General features: G+C 68.4%; 10 protein-coding genes. 9 read left to right on the top strand and 1 reads right to left on the bottom strand.

The window, feature by feature from the left end; all coding sequences use genetic code 11:
- Positions 1-107 precede the first annotated feature (107 nt).
- The 4 genes from ACFXC1_RS34110 (at position 108) to ACFXC1_RS34095 (ending at position 3,919) form a co-directional block, all read left to right on the top strand.
- On the top strand, positions 108-752 hold the full coding sequence (locus ACFXC1_RS34110; protein WP_381250196.1) for an HAD family hydrolase: 645 nt from the start codon (positions 108-110) through the stop codon (positions 750-752).
- Positions 753-821: 69 nt separating this feature from the next.
- The gene (locus ACFXC1_RS34105; RefSeq protein WP_381250194.1) at positions 822-1,517 is read left to right on the top strand and encodes a VC0807 family protein; all 696 of its coding nucleotides are present in this window, start codon (positions 822-824) and stop codon (positions 1,515-1,517) included.
- A gap of 67 nt (positions 1,518-1,584) precedes the next feature.
- Positions 1,585-2,796, top strand: a complete 1,212-nt coding sequence (locus ACFXC1_RS34100) for an MFS transporter (protein WP_381250191.1) — start codon at positions 1,585-1,587, stop codon at positions 2,794-2,796.
- Positions 2,747-3,919 carry an acetoin utilization protein AcuC gene (locus ACFXC1_RS34095; protein ID WP_381250188.1) on the top strand — a complete coding sequence of 391 codons (1,173 nt, stop codon included), beginning with the start codon at positions 2,747-2,749 and terminating at the stop codon, positions 3,917-3,919. The genes ACFXC1_RS34100 and ACFXC1_RS34095 overlap by 50 nt, the downstream gene beginning before the upstream one ends.
- Positions 3,920-4,166: 247 nt before the next feature.
- On the opposite strand, the gene ACFXC1_RS34090 is transcribed toward ACFXC1_RS34095, so the two are convergent.
- A complete protein-coding gene (locus tag ACFXC1_RS34090; RefSeq protein WP_381250186.1) occupies positions 4,167-4,637 on the bottom strand; it encodes a spore-associated protein A in 471 nt (156 codons plus the stop codon).
- Positions 4,638-4,804: 167 nt separating this feature from the next.
- Between ACFXC1_RS34090 and ACFXC1_RS34085 the strand changes: the two genes are divergently transcribed.
- The 5 genes from ACFXC1_RS34085 (at position 4,805) to ACFXC1_RS34065 (ending at position 8,478) form a co-directional block, all read left to right on the top strand.
- Entirely contained in the window at positions 4,805-5,620 is an 816-nt protein-coding gene (locus tag ACFXC1_RS34085) for a phosphatase (protein ID WP_200712568.1), read from the top strand.
- Positions 5,621-5,749: 129 nt separating this feature from the next.
- Positions 5,750-5,962 (top strand): helix-turn-helix domain-containing protein, encoded by a 213-nt coding sequence (locus tag ACFXC1_RS34080; RefSeq protein WP_004984898.1) that lies wholly within the window; start codon positions 5,750-5,752, stop codon positions 5,960-5,962.
- 111 nt (positions 5,963-6,073) lie between these two features.
- Positions 6,074-6,172 (top strand): 30S ribosomal protein bS22, encoded by a 99-nt coding sequence (locus ACFXC1_RS34075; protein WP_003948845.1) that lies wholly within the window; start codon positions 6,074-6,076, stop codon positions 6,170-6,172.
- A gap of 150 nt (positions 6,173-6,322) precedes the next feature.
- Positions 6,323-7,384, top strand: coding sequence for an NAD-dependent epimerase/dehydratase family protein (locus ACFXC1_RS34070; protein WP_381250183.1), 1,062 nt, complete (start codon positions 6,323-6,325; stop codon positions 7,382-7,384).
- A gap of 14 nt (positions 7,385-7,398) precedes the next feature.
- The gene (locus tag ACFXC1_RS34065) at positions 7,399-8,478 is read left to right on the top strand and encodes a lysophospholipid acyltransferase family protein (protein WP_381250181.1); all 1,080 of its coding nucleotides are present in this window, start codon (positions 7,399-7,401) and stop codon (positions 8,476-8,478) included.
- Positions 8,479-8,560: the final 82 nt, after the last annotated feature.

Below are 8,560 nucleotides of genomic sequence, written 5' to 3'. Positions count from 1 at the left end.
CTGCAGGGGGGACCCTGTGGGAGAGTAGGACGCCGCCGAACAAATATTGCGAAAACCCCTGTACCGTTTATTCGGTACAGGGGTTTTCTGCGTTTAGGCTCAGCGGTATGCGCTACGACCTCGTGATCTTCGACAACGACGGTGTCCTCGTCGACAGTGAGCCCATCTCCAACAGGCTCCTGGCCGGCTATCTCACGGAGCTCGGGCATCCGACCTCGTACGAGGAGTCCCTCCGTGACTACATGGGCGCCGCGATGCACCGCGTCCACGATCTTGTCAAGGAGCGTACCGGGCAGCGGTTGCCGGACGACTTCGACGACGTCTTCCACGCTCGGGTGTTCGCCGCGTTCGAGCGGGAGTTGAAGCCGGTCGCCGGGGCCGTCGACGTGCTGGAGAGGCTGGTCACGGACGGGGTGCCGTACTGCGTGGCGTCGTCCGGGAGTCATGCGCGGATTCGGACGGGGCACCGGGCGACGGGGCTGGACGAGTGGTTCGAGGAGCAGTGGGTCTTCAGCTCCGAGGACGTGGGGCGGGGGAAGCCGGCGCCGGACCTGTTCCTGTATGCCGCCGAGCAGATGGGTGTGGCGCCGGAACGGTGTGTGGTCGTGGAAGACAGTCCGTTGGGGGTGCGGGCTGGTGTGGCGGCCGGGATGGATGTGTACGGGTTCACCGCGATGACGCCTGCTGAGCGGCTTGTGGGGGCCACTCAACTCTTCGGTGACATGCGGGAGTTGCCTGACCTGCTCGTCTGACATTTGTCATGCCGAGGTCCGGACGATCGGTTCTACTGGAGGGCCCGGTCCTCGCGGCAGTCTGAGGGCATGACGACGAACACGGGGTCCAAGAAGCAGAACTTCGCGCCGCTCCTCATGGACGTGGCGGTGCCGGTCGGGTCGTACTACCTGTTGAAGAACGGGTTCGGGATGGGGACCGTGGCGGCGCTGGGGTGGAGCAGCGTGCTGCCGGCGGTGCGGACGGTGTGGGGGGTTGTCGTCGAGCGAAAGGTCAACGCCTTTGCCGCGTTGATCCTCTTCGTGAATGTCGTCGGGTTGTCGCTCAGTCTCGTCGCCGGTGATCCGCGGCTCATGCTGGCCAAGGACAGCGGGGTCAGCAGTGCCATTGGGATCGGGGTGCTGGTGTCGGTGGCGATGGGGCGGCCGATGATGACCGCCGGGATGAAGCCCTGGCTCGTGAAGGGGGACCCGGAGCGGGAGGCCGCCTTTGAGCGGCTGTTGAGCGGGTCGGCGGCCTTTCGGCGGGCCGAGCGGCGGTTCTCGCTGGTGTGGGGTGTCGGGCTGCTCGGTGAGTGTGTCGCCCGGGTCGTCGGGGCGTACACGCTGCCCGTGGACACCATGGTGTGGCTGGGGACGGTCGTGATGATCGGGACGATGGGGGTGACAGCCGTCGTCAGTGGTGGTCTTGCCGCCGGGCCGATGGCGGAGATGATCGCCGCTGAGCTGAAGGGCGGGGATGCCTCCGCACCTGCGGTTCTGCCCTCGCTCGTCGTCGCTCGGTAAAGGTGAACCGAATTCATCTTTGGCTGGATCTACCCACGAGTACGCCGGGGCCCTTACGCTCGCCGCCATGACAGATGTGCTGCGGCGCGGTAGGGCCTCGTTGGCGTTCAGCTTCTTCGCTCAGGGCGCCACCTTCGCGCTGCTCGTGACTCGTATCCCCGCGATCCAGGACCGGTACGGGGTCTCGGACGGGCTGCTGCCCGTCTTCCTGGCCGCCGTGCCGATCCTCGCCGGCGTCGGGAGTGTGACCACCGAGCAGCTGGTGAAGCGAATACGGCCCAGTGTGCTGCTGCGCTGGTCCCAGCCGGTCGTGCTGCTGGCGCTGCTCGGGGTCGGGGCGGGCGACAGCATGGCCGAACTGGCGGTCGCGCTCGGGGCGTTCGGGCTCGGGGTGGGTGCGCTGGACGCCTCGATGAACATGCTCGGGGTCAGTCTGCAGCGGACGTACGGGCGGAGCATCATGCTCAGTTTCCATGCCGCGTACAGCCTGGGCGGGATCGTGGGGGCCTCGCTCGCGTGGGCGGGGGCGCACTGGCATCTCGCGCTGTGGGTGTCGTATCTGCCCGTGGTGGCCGTCCTGCTGCCGGCGGCCTTTGTGGGGAGTCGGTGGTACGTCGACGGGGACGCGCCGGGTGGCGAGGCGGAGGGCGCGGAAGCGGGGCCGCTCGTCTTCAAGCTGCTGCTGCCGCTGTGTCTGGTGATGACCTTCGCCTACATCGGGGACTCGACCGTCTCCAACTGGAGTGCCAAGTACCTGAAGGACGTGCTGGGGAGTTCGGAGCAGGTCGCGACCGTTCCGTACAACGTCTACATGGTGATGTGCCTGGTCGGGCGGGGGATCGGGGACCTCGGGGTGCGGCGGTTCGGGGCTGTCGCCGTCGTACGGCTGGGGGCGGTGGTGGCCGCGGTGGGGTTCGCGGTGGTGGCCGTGGCGCCCGGGGCCGGGGTCGGGATGCTCGGGTTCACGCTGCTGGGGCTCGGGCTGTGTGTGCTGGTGCCGCAGACCTTCGCGGCGGCCGGACGGTTGTTCCCGGGGGCTTCGGATACGGCCATTGCCCGGCTCAATGTCTTCAATTACGTGGGGTTCTTGATCGGTTCGCCGTTGGTGGGGGCGCTGGGCGACGCCTGGAGTTACCGCGGGGCGATGCTCGTGCCGATGGTGTTGGTGCTGGTGACGTTGGTGTACGCCCGCTCGTTCGCGCCGCAGGAGGGCCGGTACGGTGACGGGCATGAGCGGGCGCGCACAGCTGATGTGGGACGAGGCAGTAACGGGCTATGACTTCGGCCGGGACCATCCGATGGACCCGGTCCGGCTCGCACTGACGCGGAGACTTGTCGACGCCTTCGGGCTCGACAAGGACGTGGATGTGGTGGCGGCGAAGCCTGCGGGTGATTCGACGTTGCGGCTGGTTCACCGGGAGGATTACGTCGAGGCGGTGAAGGCCGCCTCGGCCGATCCGGAGTCGGCGGACGGGGCGTACGGGCTCGGGACCATGGATGATCCTGCCTTTGCCGGGATGCATGAGGTGTCGGCGTTGATTGCCGGGCAGTCCGTGGGGGCGGCTGAGGCTGTGTGGGCCGGGGATGCGCTGCACGCCGTGAACTTCTCGGGTGGGCTGCATCACGCTATGCCCGGGGCCGCTTCCGGGTTCTGTATCTACAACGATGCCTCGCTCGCCATTGCCCGGCTGTTGGAGTTGGGGGCCGAGCGGGTCGCGTATGTGGATGTGGACGTGCATCACGGGGACGGGGTCCAGGCGGCGTTCTGGGAGGACCCCCGGGTGCTGACGATCTCCCTGCACGAGCATCCCCGGACCTTGTTCCCGCAGACCGGGTGGCCTGAGGAGACCGGAGCGGGGCGGGGGGAGGGTTCGGCGGTCAATGTGGCGTTGCCGGCCGGGACCGGGGACGCGGGGTGGCTGCGGGCCTTCCATGCCGTCGTGCCGGAACTCATCGCGGACTTTCGGCCGCAGGTGCTGGTGACGCAGCACGGGGCCGATACGCACTTCGAGGATCCGCTCGCACATCTCGCCGTGTCGTTGGACGCGCAGCGGGCTGTGCAGGTGGCGTGCCATGAGCTGGCGCACCAGTACGCGGACGGGAAGTGGGTCGCGCTGGGTGGGGGCGGGTACGCCGTGGTGGAGGTGGTGCCACGGTCGTGGACGCATCTTGTCGCGATCGCTGCGGGGCGGGAGATCGCGCCCGAGGCGGTGATTCCTGAGGGGTGGCGGCAGGAAGTGTTCGCGCGGACTCGGGAGTTGGGGCCGCAGCGGATGACTGACGGGCGGTGGCCGGTGGCCTACGCGGAGTGGGAGTCGGGGTATGACCCCGCCGACCGGCTCGACCAGGCGGTGGTGGCTACTCGGCGGGCGGTGTTTCCGTTGCGGGGGTTGTTGGCGTAGGTCTCTGGTGGGTGTCGCGGGGCTCTTTTCGCCCCCGCCGCCCCTGCCCTCCCCCACTCTCGGCTTCGCTCGAGCGGGGGGACCCCCATCGTCACTGAGGGCTGCCGCCCCCAGACCCCCGCTTCGGCCTGGACGGCCTCGTCCTCAAACGCCGGACGGGCTGGATGGTGGTGGCCGGTGTTGGGCGGTGGGTGCTGGTCAATGGTGCGCCGGGGGCGGTCGGTTGGGCCGCCCCCGGCGTGGTGTGTCAGCTGCAGTGGCCGGAGTCCTCGGCCGAGGCGTTGCCGATGGTGCCGCCCCAGGCGATGCAGGAGTCGCGGCCGTTGACGTAGACCGGGCCGGCGTAGCTCGTGTAGGTGCCGGAGTCCACGGCGGGGTCGTCGGAGTCGCCGAGGGCGTCCAGGGTGACCCGCATGTTGATCCTGTTGCCGACGGCGTTGCGGACGGTCACGGCGCAGTTCTTGCCGGTCGACTCGTTCCAGGTGACGAACACCTTGCCCGAGTTGCCGACGGGCGTGGAGTCGATGACCTTGTAGCCGGTGCCGCAGGCGCCGTTGTAGGTGGCGGCGGCTGCCGCCTTGGTGGTGGTGGCCGCGGACGCGGGAGCGGTTGCGGCGATCGTGCCGCCGAGCGCCAGGACGGCGAGGGCGGCGGCGGTCGTGGTGCGACGGGACAGCTTCATCATGGTGTTCCCCCAGTTGGCATGAGTGCCGGTCAACTTGCTCGGGACGGTTGGTCGTTCCGTCCACGCAAGGTGAGACCGGGGAACCCGTACGACAGTTGTGGTCGGTTGTGTCACCGTCCTGTCACCGGTGTTACGCCAACGGTGCGGTGTTTCCGGCGTTCCCGCCGTCCCCGGGGCCCGCGTCCGTCACCATCGCTCCCGTGTTGACCACCGGCGCGCTTCGCGCGCATCTGCTGGCCGCCCGGCTGGCCGGGCCCGTGGCCACCTCGCGGGAGGAGAGCCTGCGGAGCTATCGGGCCTTCGCCGCTCGTGACCCCCGGGTGTTGATCGGACTTGATCCCGAATGGACATGGGGGCAAGGGGATTTGATCGGTCTCATGGCGGACAAGTGTGGGGTTTCGGCCGACCCTCGACATGTTTCCGGGCATGATGTGATCGACCCGGAACGGACTCTGACCGCTCTGGACGCCTTCGCCGACCGGCTGGGTGCGGTGGCTGAGCGCAACGGACCCGTGCTTCTCGGCACCGGGCACCCGCACCGGCTGCTCGGGTTCTACGCCGCGTTGGCGGACGCGCTGTCGGCGGCGGGATGTGCTGTTCTCACCCCTGCGCATGGTCGCTGTGTCGACATAACGACCCGGTTCGGTCTACGCACGTACAACCTTGCCTACGTACGAGGTGTCGCCCTCGTCCGCGATCCGGGTCCCGAACGCCCCGGTTGTGAGCCCGGCGCACATACGCACTCACCGCTCCCGGTTCGTACCGTGCTGGGTGCGGCGGCGGAGGCCGGCGGGGTGCTTCCGGAGCTGGTGATCGGGGACCACGGATGGGTCTGCGGAGCAGGTCAGCTGGGGTTCGAGGCCATTGGTCTTGCCGATACCGACGACCCCGCGCTGTTCGTGGGGGAGGCCGAGGGGTCGGTGTCCGTGGCAGTTCCACTTGATGACGCCGTGCGGTCCGATTACTACCGCCCGCTTACCCGCTACGTACTCAATCGAGCGTGTCTGTCACAGTAGGCCGCCGATGGGTGCACCTCTTCCCCACTCGCATCACCCGCCCCTACATTGGGGAGTGAGCACGCAACGACGAAGAGTCACCGGAAGGGGAAGCCGGTGACCGTCGAGTGCGGAAGGTTCAGGTGTGTCATGGCTGCAGCTGGCGAGAGGCCTCTGAACGAGGTTCAGTTCCTTACCGTGGCGGAGGTCGCCTCGGTGATGCGAGTGTCGAAGATGACCGTGTACCGGTTGGTGCACAGCGGTCATCTGCCCGCTATCCGGGTGGGGCGGTCCTTCCGCGTCCCCGAGCAAGCGGTACACGAGTACCTTCGCGAGAGCTACGTGGGGGTGGAGACAGCCTGAGGCGAACCCTCGATTACGACCTCAGCGCTCGGACGGGTAGGCTGGCCCCTTGTAGGTCGTATGGGCCCATGATGCCCAGCACCGAGTGATGAGAAGTGAGCGAGGGTAGTCGTGGGCTCTGTTATCAAGAAGCGGCGCAAGCGGATGGCTAAGAAGAAGCACCGCAAGCTGCTGAAGCGCACGCGCGTGCAGCGTCGTAACAAGAAGTAGGCGACGCGGCGCCGCGAAAGCGTCTCCTGTGGCCCCCCACCGAATTCGGTGGGGGGCCACAGTTTTTCGTCGGTCTGGCGGTCATCACAGCGCAACACCGAACCGCTAGGTTGGGCCGCACACGGGTAACTCGGAAGGAAGGCGCTGATCTTGGGGAAGGTCGTGCTCGTGACCGGAGTGGCCCGCCAGCTCGGGGGCCGGTTCGTACGACGCATTCAGCGTGACCCGGAGGTTGACCGGGTGATCGCCGTGGACGCGGTCCCGCCCGGGCACCATCTGGGGGGCGCCGAGTTCATCCAGGCCGACATCCGGCAGCCCACCATCGCGCGGGTGCTCGCCGAGTCGGGCGCCGACACGGTCGTCCACATGGACGTGACGGGCACCGCGCTGGGCAGCGGCAGCCGGACCACGGTCAAGGAGACCAACGTCATCGGCACCATGCAGCTGCTGGGCGCCTGCCAGAAGTCGCCGGTCGTCAAGCGGCTGGTGGTGAAGTCCAGCACCAACGTCTACGGCTCCGCCCCGCGCGACCCGGCCGTCTTCACCGAGACGACCCCGCCGAAGTCCCTGCCGAGCGGCGGCTTCGCCAAGGACACCGTCGAGGTCGAGGGGTATGTGCGTGGCTTCGCGCGCCGCCGGCCCGACGTCGCCGTGTGCGTGCTGCGGTTCGCCAACATCCTCGGTCCCACGGCGGATTCGCCGCTCGCCTCGTACTTCTCGCTGCCGGTCCTGCCGACCGTGTTCGGCTACGACCCGCGGCTGCAGTTCGTGCACGAGGACGATGTGATCGAGGTGCTGCGGATCGCCTCGCACGAACCGGAGCGGGGCACGCTCAACAGCGGCACCTTCAACATCGCCGGGGACGGCGTCCTGCTGCTCTCGCAGTGCTCGCGGCGGCTGGGCCGGCCGACCGTGCCGCTGCTGCTTCCCGCGGTCACCTGGGCCGGTTCCCTGGTGCGGACGCTGGGCATGACGGACTTCTCCCCGGAACAGATCCGGCTGCTCACCCACGGCCGGGTCGTGTCGACGGTGCAGATGCGCGAGACCCTGGGGTACAAGCCCAAGTACACGACCGCCGAGACCTTCGCGGACTTCGCGCGCAGTCAGGGGCCAGGGCTGCTGCCGCCGGAGGCCCTCGCGGGGGCCGTCGACCGGATCGCCGCGCTGTCCCGGCCGGACAGTGGTCACCCCCCGACGCCGAGCGCCAACTGAGGAGCGCATCAACGATGGCGGATGCCAAGGTCATTCCGTTCGACGACGACCGGTCCCGCGCGGGTGCCGTGCAGCGGCCGCAGCGGCGCCGTAGCGCGGGAAGCCGGCGCAAGAACGGCGAACCCGCGCTGGTCCGTGAGGTCCAGCCCCTGCCGGGCGTGGACTTCGCGCAGGATGATGTTCCTGTGACGCGTGAGGAGCAGGAGCCGGAGCAGCCGCAGAACGAGGGCGGCGAGGTGGGTGAGAGCGGCCAGGGGGGCCTGGAGCGCCGTATCGCGCATGGCCTGGCCTTCCTGCGCCGCAGGCTGACCGGGGACTACGAGGTCGACGACTTCGGCTACGACGAGGAGCTGACCGACCAGGTCCTGATGCCGACGCTGCGCCCGCTGTACGAGAAGTACTTCCGGGTCGAGGTGAAGGGCATCGAGAACATCCCGGCGGATGGTGGCGCGTTGATCGTCGCCAACCATTCGGGGACGCTGCCGCTGGACGGCGTGATGATGCAGATCGCCGTCCACGACAACCACCCCGCGAACCGCCATCTCCGCCTCCTCGCGGCGGACCTGGTGTTCATGCTGCCGGTCGCCAACGAGCTGGCCCGCAAGGCCGGTCACACGCTCGCCTGCGCGGAGGACGCGGAACGGCTGCTGGGGCGCGGTGAGTTGGTCGGGGTGATGCCGGAGGGCTTCAAGGGCATCGGGAAGCCGTTCAGCGAGCGCTACAAGCTCCAGCGCTTCGGGCGGGGCGGTTTTGTCTCGACGGCGCTGCGCAAGGGCGTGCCGATCATCCCGTGCTCGATCGTGGGCGCGGAGGAGATCTACCCGATGATCGGCAACTCCAAGACCCTGGCCCGGATCCTGGGCTTCCCGTACTTCCCGATCACCCCGACCTTCCCGTGGCTGGGCCCCCTCGGCGCGATCCCGCTCCCCACGAAGTGGACGATCCAGTTCGGCGAGCCGATCCCCACGGACGGCTACCCGCCGGAGGCGGCCGAGGACCCGATGCTGATGTTCAACCTCACGGACCAGGTGAGGGAGCAGATCCAGCACACGCTGTACAAGTTGCTGGTGCAGCGGCGGTCGGTGTTCTTCTGAGGGCGAAGGGTTCTTCGCGGGCTTCGTCTGAGAAACCTGACACATGACTGTGCGGCTACGAGGAACTCCCCGTAGCCGCACA

Source organism: Streptomyces hokutonensis (assembly GCF_042751305.1).
Taxonomy (GTDB): Bacteria; Actinomycetota; Actinomycetes; order Streptomycetales; family Streptomycetaceae; genus Streptomyces; species Streptomyces hokutonensis_A.
Note: the sequence above shows the minus strand (reverse complement) of the source record. Positions and strands in the feature narration are given on the sequence as shown.